The sequence below is a fragment of the Mesorhizobium sp. M1143 genome (assembly GCF_040318435.1).
In the GTDB taxonomy this organism is placed as follows: Bacteria; Pseudomonadota; Alphaproteobacteria; order Rhizobiales; family Rhizobiaceae; genus Mesorhizobium.
Genome location: NZ_JAMYMJ010000046.1, coordinates 17,869 through 32,281, shown reverse-complemented (window position 1 = coordinate 32,281; position 14,413 = coordinate 17,869). Strand labels below are relative to the sequence as shown.

At 61.6% G+C, this 14,413-nt stretch carries 18 protein-coding genes and 1 pseudogene; 6 read left to right on the top strand and 13 right to left on the bottom strand.

Features of this window, described 5'->3' with window-relative positions:
- Window positions 1-141: 141 nt before the first annotated feature.
- From NKH35_RS24570 to NKH35_RS24560, 3 genes are read right to left on the bottom strand one after another with little or no spacing between them, the layout of a single operon-like run.
- Entirely contained in the window at window positions 142-759 is a 618-nt protein-coding gene (locus NKH35_RS24570) for a uracil-DNA glycosylase family protein (protein ID WP_352916698.1), read from the bottom strand.
- Complete coding sequence (locus NKH35_RS24565; RefSeq protein WP_352916679.1) at window positions 759-1,370, bottom strand: glutathione S-transferase; 612 nt, start codon at window positions 1,368-1,370, stop codon at window positions 759-761. Before NKH35_RS24565 ends, NKH35_RS24570 begins: the two co-directional genes overlap by 1 nt.
- Window positions 1,371-1,408: 38 nt before the next feature.
- On the bottom strand, window positions 1,409-2,032 hold the full coding sequence (locus tag NKH35_RS24560) for a thermonuclease family protein (RefSeq protein WP_352520351.1): 624 nt from the start codon (window positions 2,030-2,032) through the stop codon (window positions 1,409-1,411).
- A 75-nt stretch (window positions 2,033-2,107) separates the two neighbouring features.
- Here NKH35_RS24560 and NKH35_RS24555 point away from each other — a divergent pair, with 75 nt between their 5' ends.
- A complete protein-coding gene (locus NKH35_RS24555) occupies window positions 2,108-3,631 on the top strand; it encodes a sensor histidine kinase (RefSeq protein WP_352916678.1) in 1,524 nt (507 codons plus the stop codon).
- A gap of 9 nt (window positions 3,632-3,640) precedes the next feature.
- Here NKH35_RS24555 and NKH35_RS24550 read toward each other — a convergent pair.
- Window positions 3,641-4,639: pseudogene (locus NKH35_RS24550) on the bottom strand (nicotinate-nucleotide--dimethylbenzimidazole phosphoribosyltransferase).
- A 187-nt stretch (window positions 4,640-4,826) separates the two neighbouring features.
- Between NKH35_RS24550 and NKH35_RS24545 the strand changes: the two are divergent.
- Both NKH35_RS24545 and NKH35_RS24540 read left to right on the top strand, forming a co-directional pair.
- Window positions 4,827-5,060 (top strand): DUF1289 domain-containing protein, encoded by a 234-nt coding sequence (locus NKH35_RS24545; RefSeq protein WP_023824914.1) that lies wholly within the window; start codon window positions 4,827-4,829, stop codon window positions 5,058-5,060.
- A gap of 13 nt (window positions 5,061-5,073) precedes the next feature.
- A complete protein-coding gene (locus tag NKH35_RS24540; RefSeq protein WP_023726599.1) occupies window positions 5,074-5,778 on the top strand; it encodes a TIGR02281 family clan AA aspartic protease in 705 nt (234 codons plus the stop codon).
- 5 nt (window positions 5,779-5,783) lie between these two features.
- Here the strand turns inward: NKH35_RS24540 and dusA are convergent, their stop codons facing one another.
- Both dusA and NKH35_RS24530 read right to left on the bottom strand, forming a co-directional pair.
- Window positions 5,784-6,779, bottom strand: a complete 996-nt coding sequence (gene dusA, locus NKH35_RS24535; protein ID WP_023726600.1) for a tRNA dihydrouridine(20/20a) synthase DusA — start codon at window positions 6,777-6,779, stop codon at window positions 5,784-5,786.
- A gap of 228 nt (window positions 6,780-7,007) precedes the next feature.
- Entirely contained in the window at window positions 7,008-7,304 is a 297-nt protein-coding gene (locus NKH35_RS24530; RefSeq protein WP_023726601.1) for a hypothetical protein, read from the bottom strand.
- A 248-nt stretch (window positions 7,305-7,552) separates the two neighbouring features.
- Between NKH35_RS24530 and NKH35_RS24525 the strand changes: the two genes are divergently transcribed.
- From NKH35_RS24525 to NKH35_RS24515, 3 genes are all read left to right on the top strand, one after another.
- Complete coding sequence (locus NKH35_RS24525) at window positions 7,553-7,900, top strand: DUF1294 domain-containing protein (RefSeq protein WP_023726602.1); 348 nt, start codon at window positions 7,553-7,555, stop codon at window positions 7,898-7,900.
- A 365-nt stretch (window positions 7,901-8,265) separates the two neighbouring features.
- A complete protein-coding gene (locus NKH35_RS24520; RefSeq protein ID WP_156931615.1) occupies window positions 8,266-8,454 on the top strand; it encodes a hypothetical protein in 189 nt (62 codons plus the stop codon).
- Window positions 8,455-8,583: 129 nt separating this feature from the next.
- Window positions 8,584-9,123, top strand: coding sequence for a hypothetical protein (locus NKH35_RS24515; RefSeq protein WP_023726603.1), 540 nt, complete (start codon window positions 8,584-8,586; stop codon window positions 9,121-9,123).
- Between the two features lie 23 nt (window positions 9,124-9,146).
- Here NKH35_RS24515 and NKH35_RS24510 read toward each other — a convergent pair whose 3' ends face one another.
- From NKH35_RS24510 to NKH35_RS24480, 7 genes are all read right to left on the bottom strand, one after another.
- Window positions 9,147-9,740, bottom strand: a complete 594-nt coding sequence (locus tag NKH35_RS24510; protein WP_023734694.1) for a hypothetical protein — start codon at window positions 9,738-9,740, stop codon at window positions 9,147-9,149.
- On the bottom strand, window positions 9,737-10,336 hold the full coding sequence (locus NKH35_RS24505; RefSeq protein WP_352916676.1) for a L,D-transpeptidase: 600 nt from the start codon (window positions 10,334-10,336) through the stop codon (window positions 9,737-9,739). Before NKH35_RS24505 ends, NKH35_RS24510 begins: the two co-directional genes overlap by 4 nt.
- Window positions 10,320-11,483: a CpaE/TadZ family protein gene (locus tag NKH35_RS24500; protein WP_352916675.1), complete on the bottom strand. Its 1,164-nt coding sequence runs from the start codon at window positions 11,481-11,483 to the stop codon at window positions 10,320-10,322. The genes NKH35_RS24505 and NKH35_RS24500 overlap by 17 nt, the downstream gene beginning before the upstream one ends.
- Window positions 11,480-12,115, bottom strand: coding sequence for a TadE/TadG family type IV pilus assembly protein (locus NKH35_RS24495; RefSeq protein ID WP_023726607.1), 636 nt, complete (start codon window positions 12,113-12,115; stop codon window positions 11,480-11,482). The genes NKH35_RS24500 and NKH35_RS24495 overlap by 4 nt, the downstream gene beginning before the upstream one ends.
- Window positions 12,109-12,603, bottom strand: a complete 495-nt coding sequence (locus NKH35_RS24490; protein ID WP_023726608.1) for a TadE/TadG family type IV pilus assembly protein — start codon at window positions 12,601-12,603, stop codon at window positions 12,109-12,111. Before NKH35_RS24490 ends, NKH35_RS24495 begins: the two co-directional genes overlap by 7 nt.
- A 5-nt stretch (window positions 12,604-12,608) precedes the next feature.
- On the bottom strand, window positions 12,609-14,060 hold the full coding sequence (locus tag NKH35_RS24485; RefSeq protein WP_023726609.1) for a TadE/TadG family type IV pilus assembly protein: 1,452 nt from the start codon (window positions 14,058-14,060) through the stop codon (window positions 12,609-12,611).
- 69 nt (window positions 14,061-14,129) lie between these two features.
- Entirely contained in the window at window positions 14,130-14,411 is a 282-nt protein-coding gene (locus NKH35_RS24480; protein WP_023753016.1) for a hypothetical protein, read from the bottom strand.
- Window positions 14,412-14,413 lie beyond the last annotated feature (2 nt).

Below are 14,413 nucleotides of genomic sequence, written 5' to 3'. Positions count from 1 at the left end.
AGGTGCTCCTGGTGCAGGCCGCGTTCCCTCGGGCGCGACGCGCTTTGGGAATAGATTGGCTATACTCCCTCTTATTTCGACCTTTCACAAGAAAGAAATTCTGCCGGATGGCACAAAAGCGAGTGATATCTTGCTTAAAGTCTAATCTATGCGATAGCGGATTTCCGATCTCAGAAACGGCAGCAAATCCATTTCAAACCATGGATTCTGCTTCAGCCATCCTGAGTTGCGCCATGACGGGTGTGGCAGCGGCAGCACTTTCAGGCTGGCCGGCGCATCCCAGATGGTGCGCCAGTCCTTCACGGTTTCGGTCAGCGACGGCCGGCGCGTGGCGCCCATATGCCAGGATTGCGCGTAGGAGCCGATTGTCAAAACGAGGTCGATCTGCGGCATCAGCGCCATCAGCGGCGCGCGCCAGGCCAGCGCGCATTCTCGGCGCGGCGGCAGGTCGCCGCCCTTAGCGTCCTGGCCGGGGAAGCAGAACCCCATTGGCACGATGGCCAATTTATCCGTGTCGTAGAATTCCTCGCTTGTCACGCCCAGCCAGCTTCGCAAGCGGTCGCCGGAGGCGTCGGTGAACGGCATGCCCGACAAATGCACCTTTGTGCCTGGCGCCTGGCCGGCGAGCAGGATGCGGGCACTGGATGATGGCAGCAGCACCGGGCGCGGCTCGTGCGGCAGTGGCCTGCCGACCGGAGTGTCGACGCAGATGCGGCAGGCGCGGACCTTTGCCGTCAGGCGTTCGAGTTCCGCCTCCATCAGGCGGAAGCGCTCGGGCGACTGGAGACGGCATTGTACCAGCGCAGCACGTTGGTGCACTCGTCCGGCACCTTGATGCGCGCCGGTTTCATGAAATCCATGGCGATCATGCCGGTGATATCGGCGATCGAATAGGCGTCGCCGGCGGCGAATTCGCGGTTTGCCAGTTCGGGGTCGAGCAGTTTCAGGAATTCAACCGCTTTCGCCTTGTTGGCCTCGCCCCATTCGGGGATCTGCGGAATTTCCCATTCCTTCATCGCCGGATGGATGTGGCGAAAAGCCTGGGCGACGCAGCTGAGCAGATTGAACTCCATGCGCCTTTGCCACATCTCGACCTTGGCCTTGCCGAGCGCGCCTTGCCCGAACAGCGCCGGTTCGGGATGCAGTTCCTCGAAATAGCGGCAGATGGCGACGGATTCGGTGAGGATGGTGCCGTCGTCGAGCTCGAGCACCGGCAGCCGCTGCAGCGGGTTGCGCGACCTGACCGGCTCCTGTTTGTGCCCCATCGCACCCATGTCGACCGGCACCAGTGGCACTGCGATGCCCTTCTCAGCGACGAAAACCCGAACGCGCCGCGGATTGGGGGCGCGGCCGCCGTCGAACAGTTTCATGCTTTCCTCCCGATATGGTCCTTCAACTATAGTGCTCGTCACCAGACGCGAAACATCTCTCGCAAGGCGTCACCGACCGAAGCCAGCGTGCCGTGCTTTCTTTCGAGCGGGCCGCCGTGGTGGCTTTCGCGCCAGTCTTGCGGCGCATCGAAGGTGCCGGCCCAGATGCCAACCTTGCCGGCGCGGGCAATGGCCTGCTCGGTGTCGAAATCGCCATAGGCAATTGCCCAGCCGGCCTCAACCTGGGCCCGGTTGAGATCCTTTCCACCGGCCTTGCAATCGCCGAGCAGGCGGCCGTAGCGCTCGCGCTGCCAGCCGCTGCAGGTCACCGGATTTCCTGATATCAGCCGCACCAGCGCCTGGCGCGCCAGCCTGCCGCAGGCGTAGTCTGCGCCATCCCTACGGCAGATCTGCTGGTATTCCGGAGCGTCGATGCCGCGCATGCGGATACGTTCGGTGCCAAGAGTGAGTGAATCGCCATCGTTGACGATCGCCACCCCTTCCGCCTTGCGCGTCTCGAAACGGTCAAGGCGTGCGGCGAGCAGGATCAGCAGGCCGAGCAGAATGACCGTCAGCGCGTAATCCAGCAGCTTGCGCCACAGGCTTCGCGGCGGCGGCGGATAGTATCGCCGGGGCGGCCTTGGCGACCACGAACGGCTCATATGGCAAACAGTCTCTTAATCATTCGAACGTAGCTTAACGAATTGAGATCGCTGCGCGCATAAATCGAAGTTTCCATGCCTCTGCTACGCTCGAACACAGCGGATAAATTCATTGTGGACCGCCGGAAACCGCACCGCAACAGCGATGTGGCGCGCGCGGTGCGCAAGACGCGCGACCGTCTTTCGCAGCAGGTCGGCAATCTCGACTTCGACCGCGAGCTGCTGAAGCTGCATGCCGGGACCATGGTGCGCGGCGCAGCCATCATCCCACTGCTGGTGTTGGCGTTCGCGGCGGCCGGGCTGCTGGCCGGTGTGGACAAACAGATCAGCGTCTGGGCGCTGTTCACCCTGATCTGCTATTCGATCGTCGCCTTCATGGCGCGCCGCGTCGAGCGCACCGAAGCCGCCGAGCTCAATCCTGTTCGCACCCGCAGGGAATTCCTGATCGGACATTCGCTGTGCGGCCTCGGCTGGGCGTGGTTCGCATGGCTCGGCTGCGCCACCTGCCAGATCGACCAGTTCCAGGCCGCCAAGGCGGTGGTGCTGCTGCTGGCCATGGCGGCGACCGCTATCATGGCGTCGTCCTTGCGTGGCTCTCTGCTTGCCACCTTCGTCGTTCCGGTGGCGGTCTATGCCTATGCTGAAACGAAATTTTGGGTGCCGGTCGGGACGATCATGGTCGCCCTGCTGGTCGCGGCATTGCCGTTCTTTGCCTATATCGCGCGCCATCTCAACCGCTCGTCGCTGATACTTCTGTCCTTCCGCTCCGAAAAGGACGCGCTGCTCGCCGAGGTGGAGACAGCGAAATCGATGTCGGACGAAGCTCGTCGGCGGGCCGAAGACGCCAATCTGGCGAAGTCGCGCTTCCTTGCTTCTATGAGCCATGAGCTGAGGACGCCCCTCAACGCCATTCTTGGGTTTTCCGAGGTGATGGCCAATGAGGTGCTCGGGCCGATGAGCAACCCCACCTATCGCGACTACGCCCGCGACGTGCACGATTCCGGCCAGCATCTGCTCGACCTGATCAACGAAATCCTCGATCTGTCGCGCATCGAGGCCGGCCGCTATCAGCTCAACGAAGAGCCGGTGATGCTGCTCAACATCGCCGAAGATTGCTGCCACATGATGGAATTGAAGGCGCGCAACAAGGACATCCGCATTGTGCAGGATTTCGAAAGTGCCCTGCCGCGGCTGTTCGCCGACGAGCGCGCGGTGCGGCAGATAACGCTCAACCTCCTGTCCAACGCCATCAAATTCACCGCCACCGGCGGCGAAGTTCGCGTGCGCGTCGGCTGGACGGCGGGCGGCGGCCAGTACATTTCGGTCAAGGATAACGGGCCGGGCATACCGGAAGACGAAATCCCGATCGTGCTGTCCGCCTTCGGCCAGGGCTCGATCGCCATCAAGAGCGCCGAACAGGGCACCGGGCTCGGACTGCCGATCGTGCAGGGCCTGCTCGCCATGCATGGCGGCGAATTCGAACTTCAGTCGAAATTGCGCGAAGGCACCGAGGCAATCGCCATTTTCCCGCTCGCCCGAGTGATGGAGGAACTGCCGGCGCTGCCAACCAAGACCGTGGCGGCGGCCCGCCGACGTTGACAGCTTGTTCTAGGCTTTGACCGCCGCCGCCATGCCCGAACTGGTAAGCGCCGCCGCCTTGACCAGACCGGCGGCAATGGCGGCCCCTACCCCTTCGCCGTGGCTGATGCCGAGATCGAACAGCGGCCTGAGGCCGAGCCGCTCGGCGGCAAGCCTTTGGCCGGGTTCGGGCGACTGGCTGGCCAGCAGGCAATGGTCGAGCGCACCCGGGTTGGCGGCATGCAGCACGGCAGCGGCAGCGGTCGCGGCGAAGCCGTCGAGCAGCACCGGGATTTTCTGCATCCGGGCGGCGAGGATGGCGCCGGCAATGGCCGCAAATTCGCGGCCACCGACCCGGCGCAGTGCTTCCAACGGGTCCTTCAGAGCCGCACCATGGAAGGCAACGGCTGCATCGACTACATCAGCCTTGCGCGCCTGCATGGCCGCGTCGGCACCGGAGCCGGGGCCGACCCAGTCGGCGCCGCTGCCGCCGAACAGGGCCGCGCACAAGGCCGCCGCAACGGTGGAGTTGCCGACGCCGAGATCGCCAAGGCAAATCAGATCGGCGCCACCGGCGATGGCTTCCATGCCGAAGGCCATGGTGGCGGCGCAGCCGCGTTCGTCGAGGGCGGCGTCCTCGGTGATGTCGGCGGTCGCAATGTGCAGCGCCAGATCGAACACCTTGAGGCCAAGATTGTTGGCGACGCAAATCTGGTTGATTGCCGCACCGCCGGCGGCGCACAGCTCAACGGCGTTTGCGGTCGCAGCGACAGGGCGCGGCGAGATGCCGTGGCGGGTCACGCCATGGTTACCGGCGAAGATCGCCACCAGGGGCCGGTTCACCGCCGGCGGGGCGCGCCCGCTCCAGACAGCAAGCCAGGCGGCGATGTCCTCGATACGTCCAAGCGAGGCTTTCGGCTTGTCGGCCTTGGAAAACACGGTGCGCACCCGGTTTTACGCGACTGTATCGGCAGGCGGCAGGCTCGCCAGCAGATTGCGAAAGTCGTCGAAGGGCAGCGCGCTGGTCATGTCGGTCCTGATCATTCCCTGTGGTTGATCAGCGGCATAACCGCCTTGCCCGGCCGGCACAACTCCCCTCGACATTGGCGCGAAAGCGGTTGCCCGCGCCGCATTCCGAAGGGCTTGCATTGGCTTTGCCGTTGCACCATGTGGAGATGGAACGAGGGATTCCGGACGGAACCTTCAAGAGAAAGTCATGACGGCCATCGAATCCCCGTGCATCCTGGTCTGTTCGATCGACATGAAAACCGGCTTCTGCTTCGGCTGTGGCCGCACGCGCGATGAAATCGGCGCCTGGATGGGGATGACGCCGGAGGTACGCCGCAGCGTCATGGCCGAGTTGCCGGCCCGATTGGAAACGGTCGAGCGCCGGCCGCGCCGGGAAACACGCCGCAGCCGCATGGCGCGCGAGCGCGACGTCCTCTCTTGAAACGGCAGGTCCAATGAACCGACTGTTCTGGATCGTGATGGCGGCAATCGGCCTCGGGCTGGTGCTGCTGATGATCAACAACGACGCCGGCAGCACGTTCGGCATCGAGAATTACGATTTCAGCCGTCTGGTCTGGCTGGGGGCGATCGGCTTGCTGGTCAGCGCCGGCCTTGTCCGGTCCGGCAGGCCGCTCGGCGTCATGGCCCGCAATCTCGGCACGTGGGCCCTGATCGTGCTGGCGCTCGTCGCCGGCTACCAGTACCGCTACGAGTTGCAGGATTTCGCCAGCCGGGTGACGGCGGGCCTCGTTCCCGGCAGCCCGCTGGCGCTCGGCGTCGAGGACGGCCATGCCACCGTGACCCTGGACAAGGCCGACAGCGGCCATTTCGAGGCCCGCATCACGATCAACGGCGCGCCGATCCGCACCGTCGTCGATACCGGCGCGACCAGTACAGTGCTCACCGCCGAAGACGCTCAGGCGGCCGGCTTCAATCCGGCCGCGCTGAGCTTCACCGTCCCGGTCTCGACCGCCAATGGCATGGCACGCGCCGCTTCGGTGCGCACCGACGAACTGGCGATCGGCGGCATCGTGCGCAAGAACATGCAGGTCATGGTCGCCGCGCCCGGCGCGCTCAGCCAGAGCCTGCTCGGCATGAACTTCATCGGTTCCCTGTCGGGTTTCGACGTGCGCGGCGACCGGATGATCTTACGCGACTGAACTGCTTAAGCGGCCTTTTCAACACGGTCGAAATCGACGGCAGCGAACGCTGCCTTCAGCACATCCGGTCCGGCGCCGGGTTTCGTCGCGTCGGTGGACAGTATCTGCCGGAAGCGGCGCGCGCCCGGCAGGCCGTGGAACAGCCCGACCATGTGGCGGGTGACGTGGCCGAGCCGCCCGCCCTGCTCGATATGCCGCGCGGCGTAGTCGGCCATCGTGTCGATCAGCGCGGCAAAATCGTAGGCGCCGGCCTTGTCGCCGTAGAATGCCGCGTCGACGCCGGCCAAGATGCCTGGCGTGTGGTAGGCGGCGCGGCCAAGCATGGCGCCATCGACATGATCGAGGTGGCGAGCCGCCTCTTCGAGCGATTGAACGCCGCCGTTGATGCCGATGAATTTGTTCGATTTTCCCGCCTTGAGGCGATAGACCCTGTCATAGTCGAGCGGCGGGATGTCGCGATTTTCCTTCGGGCTCAGACCCTCCAGCCAAGCCTTGCGCGCATGCACCCACAGCGCGTCGGCGCCGGCCGCGAAAACGCCGTCGGCCAGCGCGTCGAGCGCGGGCTCCGGATCCTGCTCGTCGACGCCGATGCGGCATTTGACCGTCACCGGGATTTTCACCGCCGCCTTCATCGCCGCCACACAATCGGCGACGAGGTCAGGCACTTTCATCAGGCAGGCGCCGAACGTGCCGGACTGGACGCGGTCGGACGGACAGCCGACATTGAGATTGATCTCGTCGTAGCCGAAGCCCTCGCCGATGCGCGCCGCCTCGGCCAGCTTTTGCGGATCGGAGCCGCCGAGCTGCAGTGCCACCGGATGTTCGGTCTCGTCAAAACCAAGCAGCCGCTCGCGCGCACCATGGATGACAGCGTCCGCCACCACCATTTCGGTGTAGAGCAGCGCACGCTGCGTCAACTGGCGGTGGAAGAACCGGCAATGCCGGTCGGTCCAGTCCATCATGGGTGCAATAGCCAGTCTATGATCTTGATTTTTCAGCATTTTTTCTTTAACATCAAATCGTTAGAGCAGCCCGAGTGCACGCGAATTTACGCCAGAATACGACCCTTTTCGCCACGTTTCGATCTCTCAGTGCACACGGAGCGCACACGAGAAAATGGCCACCTACACAAAACTCTCGTCCGGTTCATGGCGTGTCCAAGTCCGTCGCAAGGGTCGCTACGTTAGCGAGACCTTTCTGCGCCGAGACGACGCCAGGCGCTGGGCAACCTAAACCGAGCGCCAAGTCGATCGCGGTGAGACGCCGACCAAGTCCGTATAGCGCGCCTGAAAACTTTCGGCGAACCCATCGACCTTCATATCGACGACATGTGCGATGTAGGCAAGTCCCCTCGCCGCTCCAAGGCCGCAGCCCTCGATATGCTCCAAAGACATCTGGGGAAGTGCAACATAGCTGCCCTTGATCGCGAACGGCTCATTCGTTTTGGTCGCGACCGGGCCGCCCAAGGTGCCGGACCGATGACGCTCGGCATCGACATTGGCTTTGTAAAACTCATTCTGGCTCATGCCGCTGCGGTGCACGGTCTGCCCGTCAAGGTCGAACCGGTTGATCTCGCGCGTATTGCCCTGAAGAGGCTTCGCGTGGTTGGAAAGGCCATCAGCGCGACAGGCGCCCGACGCAGGATGAACTCGACAGGCTCATCGGTCACTTCGTGTCACCATGACGACGTTTCAGATAGCCCATTTAGATGGACCCGTTGCCATCCGATGATTTAGCGGGCTTAGGTTATACTGGCCCGAAGGTGGAGGAGCGCATGCCGGGGCAGTTTGCAATCGGGGTCATCGGCTACGCTGTCGCGGTAAACTTGCTGGCTTACGCCACCATGTCGTTCGACAAGGCTAAGGCCAAAAACGGTGCCCAACGCATTCCAGAGTCGACGCTTCTTACACTCGCCATCATTGGCGGTAGCATCGGGACTGTGATCGCGCAAAAGACGATCCGGCACAAGACGCGCAAGGAGCCGTTCCGCTCCAGCCTCGCTCGCATCGTCCTGCTCCAAGTCCTCGCGGTAATCGCGATTGAAGTGGGATTGCTCTTTCCGGGATTGCCCGAAGCGCTCTCGCAATTACTGACATTCGGAGGCGAATTCGGGGGCCTCTAGTTTCAAGGGTGTCAAGAGCGGACGTTCAAGCGGCACCGGATCAGCGATGAATGCCGGCGCGCGCCCTACCGGAACCGACCCCGACTGCTGGCCATCAATGCGCGGCTAGCGTCAACCTTCGCGAAAAAGGGACGAGCATCGGCACCTTTCGCGAGTACGCGTCGTATTCTGGAAAGGCGGCCAAGGACAAGACGCGTACTTCGTTCAACATCCGCCGGTATTGAATGGCAAAATTCACTGCGAGGAGCCAAGAATCGCGATCGTGGTTACCCGGTAGCCAGGCCATTGGAACCAGTTCGCGAATTCGGCGTTGCGAGCGGATGATCAGAAGTTTCGCTTACGCTCTTATCCTCGTCCAGGTATCCATGGCGACCGCGCTGGCTACACAGGTATTCCTGTCGACCGCCGAGGAAGCCCGTAGCTCAGAACTCTCGCTGGCGCCGGCGCCAGGCGAAGAGGGATGCGCCAAGGCGATGTGGCCCAATATTCCGGAACGATGTCTGCAACGAGTCGAGCCGAAGGTGGTGACGCTCGTGCTCACCCAAAACAACTAATGGCGCATGCCGCTTTCTGATATGCAGCTGCCATGCGCCGCTGGCTGCGCTGCCGCGGCACCACCAACGCTCCGTTAAGCCTCGCTCAATCTCTGCAAGCTATCTTGTTGCCAGTTTGTCGAGGGTGACATGAAGCGCAAGTCGATAATGCTCTTTGCCTTCCCAGCTCTGATCCTGCTTATCTTGGCAGGGGAGCGCATGGCGACTTTCTTGCTGGGAGCATATCCGGCCAGTCCCACAATGTGGCGGTTTTGGCTTGAACTAAGGCCGCTGTCGACCATGTTCTGGCAACAGGTCGATCTTTATCTCGGGTCGTCGATGGTTTTTGATGCCTTGATGCTGGCCGCCGCGTCGACCGCTTGCTGGATGGCGTGCCGCACAAGAAGGTCGGCCGCGTTCTTCTTCCTTGCCAACCACGTCGCCCTGCTTTTCGCCGGGTTGATGATCGCTGTCACCAGCCATTCCGAAACAGCCAGCACGATCGCCTCTTTCACGGTACCCGGCGGCCTTCCGTTCCAACTAACGGTCGATTTCACCTTGAAGAACAGTCTTGTGCTGTTTCTGGGCGTGACGGCATGCGCCTACTGCCATGTCATCTTCCTCAGCGAAACCCGACAGCGGTCCGAAGCGCTGGCCGCTAGGCTCGTTGCTCTGCAGCGAGATCTCTAGGACAGCCCCACCTTTTTCCGGCGTTAGTTGATCTTCCTGTAGTAAACCTTGCCGTCGGCCTGCTCTATGCGCTGGTAGTCGGGGCTTGGGGCAGGCGCTGCAGCTGCAATCCTCCTTTTGGGCGGACGCGGTGTATCGACGACGCTGGGCTCGGTCGCGTCTTCACCATCGAGAACAGCAGGCGCCTCCGCCATGCTGCCGGTCGCGACCATCGAAGGTTCCGTTGGGCTCGACATGACTTCGTCACGTGCAAGAGGCTGGTTCTGTGCCAGCCGGGCCATGCTCCGGTTGATTTCGCCAAAGCTGCTCTGCAGCTGACTGTCCAGTTTTTCAAATCGGCTCTGAAAACCGTTGTTGACCGTATCCAACTGGCTGCCGATTCGTTGTTCAAACGTCCCGAGTTGTTCCAGGCGCCCTTCCAGAAAGCGCATATCGCTGATGCCGCGGTAGAGATAGACTGCGGCTATTATGTTCACCAAGGTGAGCAGGGACGTGCCGATGATGACGGCGCCGACAATGCTTCTGTCGCTCGGTTTCACAACGGCAGCTTGCTCTCCAATGTGGGTTGCTGTCCCAATCTCGATTGCCGGCATGTCCGGTTCGCTGATCATCGTCATTGAACCACCACCTTTGCGCCGATCGCGACGCGCCTGAAGAGATCGATCACATCGGTGTTGGTAAGGCGAAAACACCCCGATGTTCCATCGAAGCCAACACCCTTGGGATCGTTGGTTCCGTGTATCCGATAGAGCGTGTCACGCCCGTCCCGAAGCAGATAGAGCGCCCTGGCGCCGAGTGGGTTGTAGGGACCGGCAGGCACCATTTGCGGCAGGTCCGGCTGGCGGGCGCGCATTTCGCGGGGTGGGCGCCATTCCGGCCATTCGGTCTTCGCCCCCACCTTGACGACCCCGGTCCAGCCAAATCCGTCGCGTCCGACGCTGATCTGATAGCGAAGCGCCTGGCCCTGTCGGGTCACCAGGTAAAGCGCTTTCTCGTCCTTGCGGATAACGATTGTTCCGGGCTGTTCTGTCGTCTCGAAGGCAACTGTCTTGCGCAGGCTGGGGCCCATTGCCGGCAGCGGCGGCCGATCCGAAAGTGCCGATCGTGCGCTGGCGAAATCCTGGACCAGCATCATCAGCGCAATGCTCATGACGCAGGCCAATCCCGGGCCAATCCGATACCTACTTGGCCGCCCCCTATTTGGCAGCGTCATCGAGCCGCTCTTTGAACATCCGCTTCAGGTCCTTGTTGAAGCGCGCACGCCCATCCACCTCGGCAGGCAGGATAGCACGGTTCAACGCATCGGTGAGGAGCGCATTGTCCAGCGCGACCGACTTGATGTGCGGCGCCTTGAAGATCTTTTCGAGCTCGCTGCGCGAAAAGTGGTTGCCGAACCATTTGCGCTTGTGCTTGTTGGCGACCAGCGTGATGCTGACAGCATTGCCACGCAACTCACGGATCTTCTTGTAGAGCCGTTTGCCTTGCCGCAGTGAGGCGACGTTGAGTTCGAAGACGATGAATATCTCATCGCTCGTCGACAGCACGGAATTGTGCCAAGGCGTCTCGATGTTCGGCAGGTCGATGACGATGTCGTCGAACCGGTAGGCCACAAGATCCAGCAGCCGGAAGACAAAATCACTGCCCTGCGGTTCAAAAGGCAATTGCGGCCTCTCGAAGGAATAGAGCGTCAGCCCGGACGGGCGCGAGAGCTTGATGACATCCATCAGTTCGACGTCGAGCCTCTCCGGCTGGCCGATGATGCCGCCGAGGTCGAACTGGTTGAACTGGTTGAGATAGGCGCCGCAATTGGCGCTCTGGAAATCGAGGTCGACCAGACAAGTGGAAGCCGCCCGCTCTTTCGACTTCGATGACAGGAACTCGGCCGCCGAGAGAGCGAGCGTCGTCGCGCCGGCGCCGCCGCTCGCACTGATGAAGGTGATGATGCGGCTTTTGGTTCCCTGGTTGCCGGTGTCGTGGAAGGTCACCGCATTGAGCAGTTCCTTGCCGTCGAGCGGCTTGTGCAGCCAGTCCGAAGCGTTCATGCGCACCAGCACACGCGTCTGCTCCGACGACAGTTCGTCGGAGACCGCGATCAGCGGCACGGTTGCCCAAAGGGCGCGCGCTTCGACGATGCCCGGCCTGCCGAGCAACTCGCCATTGCCGAGATCGAGGATGACGATGCCGGGGCGCGTGTCCGCGGGCGGCCCTTTAAGGAAGTCGCCGGTCTCGGAAACCCTGATGTCGTAGATCGCCAGCGCATCGAGCCGCGTCGCCACATCGCGCTTGAAATTCGCATCCGACGAGAACAGGGCGACCTGCTTGCGTTTGGTCGGTGTAACCTTGGTGTTGATGGCGTTCATGGGTAGCTACTCTTCATGTCTTCGCCCGTAACCGTGCTCAGCATCGAGGGCATGGTGATGTCGCCGAACCCGAGCAGTCCGCCGAGAAAGAAGAACTGGAAAGGATGATTGACTATGCTGACCGTTATCGTCGGAACCGGCCCGCTGGGACGCGTCCAGTAGCCGAGGCCGGAGGCGGCGTATTCTATCTGAATCTCGGATTTCTGGAGGGTGGGCAGAAGAGTGACCATGCCCGCCCGCCCCCCGCCACCGCTGAAAACAAAATCGAATGAGACCTGGCTCGCTGTGAGGTCCTGACATGTGCTGCCTGTGCGGCAAACGCACGAAACGGTGCCGGCGGTATTGGCGGTGCAGATGTAGTCGTACGTGCCCGCAGGAACGGCGGTTCCCACCAGCAAGGTGTCGGAGGGTGTCTTTGCCTCCTGCGCAAGCCCACTCGCGACCGGCGTCGAAACCTGCGCCAGTCTGGCGCCCATCTGTACGGCCTTGTTGCCCGCGTTCCATTGGTACAAGAGATAGCCAAAGTCGACAAAGCCGAGCAGCAGCGTCAGCAGCAACGGCATGGCAACGGCCATTTCAACCATTGTAGCGCCGGACTGATCCGCGCCGAATTTTGTCTTAGCCGTCACCATCCGAAGACTCGCTCCTGATGCGACACGGTTATTGTGAGAGCCCCGAAGCCCAGATAGCTCCAAAGCCCTAGATCGCTGTATGGGAATGAAGTGCTGACCTCTACGACATCCACTGTGCTGGTGCTGCTGAGGTATAGTTCGGTGCCAGTGGAGACATCGACCGCGTCAGCGAAACTCTTGGTGACCGTGACCTGTCCATTGGTCCAGCCTTTTACCCTCGCGATGCTGCCGGTCACAGTGCCATTTACAGCCAGGTTCGTTCCCAGGGTAACGCAATTGGCCCAGTTGCTGTCGTTACAGCGGGCCATGTAACGTGCGCCGTCCTCTACACCAGCCTCGAGCAGAAGGCGCGTGTTCAGGATGTTGGACAATTCGAACACACCCGCCGACAAAAGCAGCATTAAGGGTACGATGAGCGCCACCTCGACCAGTGCAGCGCCGTTCTCGTCGCCTCTGAAACGCCGGGTGATTTGCCTGAGCCTGATCATCTGCTCTACCGGTAGAGCTGGGCTTCATTGCGCTGAAGCTTCTTCAGCGTATTCTGACCGACGACCGTGCTGATGTCCTCGATCTCGCCGTAAATGTCGGCGTTGGGCGCACCGCCCGCCGGTTCGGTTACGAACACGCTGGCAAAAGCCTGCACCGGCAAAGTCTGCCCACCACCTTGGACTGTGTTGGCCACGCAGTCGATGATCGCCACGTAAAGCAGTCTTCTGTCGGCACCCTGCGTCGTCGTGTTGCACTGAGGGGCAGTCGCCTCCTGCCCGCTCTTCAGGGTGGGATTGGCAGTTTCAAACTTGTAGACACAGTATCGGCTGGGATTTGCGCCGCACGAGGTAATCACCCCGGCAGTGCTGGCGTTCCCATGGTTGACGGTCCAGTAACCTGCGAAGTCCCAGCTGCCATCTCCCAGCACGCCTGCCTGCGAACAACTGCCCGACGTAAAGCAATTGTCCCGGGGAAGCGCCTTATAATTGTTCGCCTGCCCGCTGTTGGGCGCATCATAGCTGCAGTTTGACTTTCCCGCATTCTTCACAACCATGCCTTTGCGGACATTGGGCGCCGGCGGGTTAAGTGTGGGATCGGTCTTATATGGCCCGCCATTGTCGTAAATGTCGAAACGGGTGTTGATTCCGGCATTTACTGGAGGAATGTTGCCCGGGCGGGTTTTTACGCCGTTCTGACTATAGCAGGCAGGCGGGCTGGTAACCGCGAACATTTCAGTAAGCGTCTCCGTCGATTTGTCGCCCTGCGGCGATGACAAGAACCCATAGTTGCCGGGACCATATTGTGCGCTGGAGCCGCCGGTCTGCTCCTTCAGCCAAATCATCGGCTTAGTGGTTCCCGACACGGCTGTCTGGAGAGCGCCGATAGACGTATAGGGATTGCAAATGAACATCGGTGTGAACTGACACAGGGCGTTGTTAAACCCTGCCACCGCCTGCGTCTGCAGGTTCATGGTGTCATTGCTTCCGACAAAACTCGCCGGGAAGATTGTAGCAAACGCAGTGGAGTTGACAGTTACCTCAGCGAATCTCGCCACCTTCGGATCTGTGGTGCTCCAGTTCACGCCGTTTTCGTCCACGCCGGCGGCGTTGAGCCCGATGCTGTCACTGGCGGGAATGCCGGACAGGTAGGTGACGGTCAGGTCGGCGGGAACCAGCTTGTGATAGTCAGCGGTAGAAAATTTCGTGGCATTTGTCTTCAGAAGATTGTCGCGAGCCCGGTTGGCCCTGGTAATAGCGTCCGTATTGCCATCCAGCTCGGCCGCTGCCGCCAGCGCAAATGCATCGGCGCCTTTCTGCATATCGTTATGAAGACTATTGGCCCGGCTCATGTCGATCGCCAGAAGCGCGAAGCCAACGAGCACCGGCACCATGATTGCGGCGAATAGCATCGCTAGGCCGCGTTGATCGTTCCAGAACGCCCTAATGGTCCCCAACATGACCTTACTCTCTGCTTCCTTTCACCGGGCCCCTCGCTCACCCGGCACAACGCGACCGCATCCTTCTGTTCAATTCGCTCCGTTGGTCACACCCGACCCGCCGACATTGACCGTTATCGCTGGCGGTGGCGGTGGTGGCGGTGGAAATTTGTAGCTCTGGGCAACAGCGGCAGCCCGCGTGCCGTCGCCTTCGATATGTGTGTTCTTCGCGTTCGGATTGAACGGATCCACCGTCTGCAGCAGCGAATTGTATTTCTGCGTGTCGCCGGCGGCGAGCGTCACTGAATCATAGTGGTTCAGATAGTCGGCGGCGCAGCCCGATAGTGCACCGGCGCACAGAATGAGGATCAAGG

Excerpts from the sequence above, each read along its gene's own strand:
- NKH35_RS24570 (WP_352916698.1), bottom strand. The coding sequence starts at position 759 with ATGGAGGCGGAACTCGAACGCCTGACGGCAAAGGTCCGCGCCTGCCGC.
- NKH35_RS24565 (WP_352916679.1), bottom strand. The coding sequence starts at position 1,370 with ATGAAACTGTTCGACGGCGGCCGCGCCCCCAATCCGCGGCGCGTTCGG.
- NKH35_RS24560 (WP_352520351.1), bottom strand. The coding sequence starts at position 2,032 with ATGAGCCGTTCGTGGTCGCCAAGGCCGCCCCGGCGATACTATCCGCCG.
- NKH35_RS24555 (WP_352916678.1), top strand. The coding sequence starts at position 2,108 with ATGCCTCTGCTACGCTCGAACACAGCGGATAAATTCATTGTGGACCGC.
- NKH35_RS24545 (WP_023824914.1), top strand. The coding sequence starts at position 4,827 with ATGACGGCCATCGAATCCCCGTGCATCCTGGTCTGTTCGATCGACATG.
- NKH35_RS24540 (WP_023726599.1), top strand. The coding sequence starts at position 5,074 with ATGAACCGACTGTTCTGGATCGTGATGGCGGCAATCGGCCTCGGGCTG.
- dusA (WP_023726600.1), bottom strand. The coding sequence starts at position 6,779 with ATGCTGAAAAATCAAGATCATAGACTGGCTATTGCACCCATGATGGAC.
- NKH35_RS24530 (WP_023726601.1), bottom strand. The coding sequence starts at position 7,304 with ATGAGCCAGAATGAGTTTTACAAAGCCAATGTCGATGCCGAGCGTCAT.
- NKH35_RS24525 (WP_023726602.1), top strand. The coding sequence starts at position 7,553 with ATGCCGGGGCAGTTTGCAATCGGGGTCATCGGCTACGCTGTCGCGGTA.
- NKH35_RS24520 (WP_156931615.1), top strand. The coding sequence starts at position 8,266 with ATGGCGACCGCGCTGGCTACACAGGTATTCCTGTCGACCGCCGAGGAA.
- NKH35_RS24515 (WP_023726603.1), top strand. The coding sequence starts at position 8,584 with ATGAAGCGCAAGTCGATAATGCTCTTTGCCTTCCCAGCTCTGATCCTG.
- NKH35_RS24510 (WP_023734694.1), bottom strand. The coding sequence starts at position 9,740 with ATGACGATGATCAGCGAACCGGACATGCCGGCAATCGAGATTGGGACA.
- NKH35_RS24505 (WP_352916676.1), bottom strand. The coding sequence starts at position 10,336 with ATGACGCTGCCAAATAGGGGGCGGCCAAGTAGGTATCGGATTGGCCCG.
- NKH35_RS24500 (WP_352916675.1), bottom strand. The coding sequence starts at position 11,483 with ATGAACGCCATCAACACCAAGGTTACACCGACCAAACGCAAGCAGGTC.
- NKH35_RS24495 (WP_023726607.1), bottom strand. The coding sequence starts at position 12,115 with ATGGTGACGGCTAAGACAAAATTCGGCGCGGATCAGTCCGGCGCTACA.
- NKH35_RS24490 (WP_023726608.1), bottom strand. The coding sequence starts at position 12,603 with ATGATCAGGCTCAGGCAAATCACCCGGCGTTTCAGAGGCGACGAGAAC.
- NKH35_RS24485 (WP_023726609.1), bottom strand. The coding sequence starts at position 14,060 with ATGTTGGGGACCATTAGGGCGTTCTGGAACGATCAACGCGGCCTAGCG.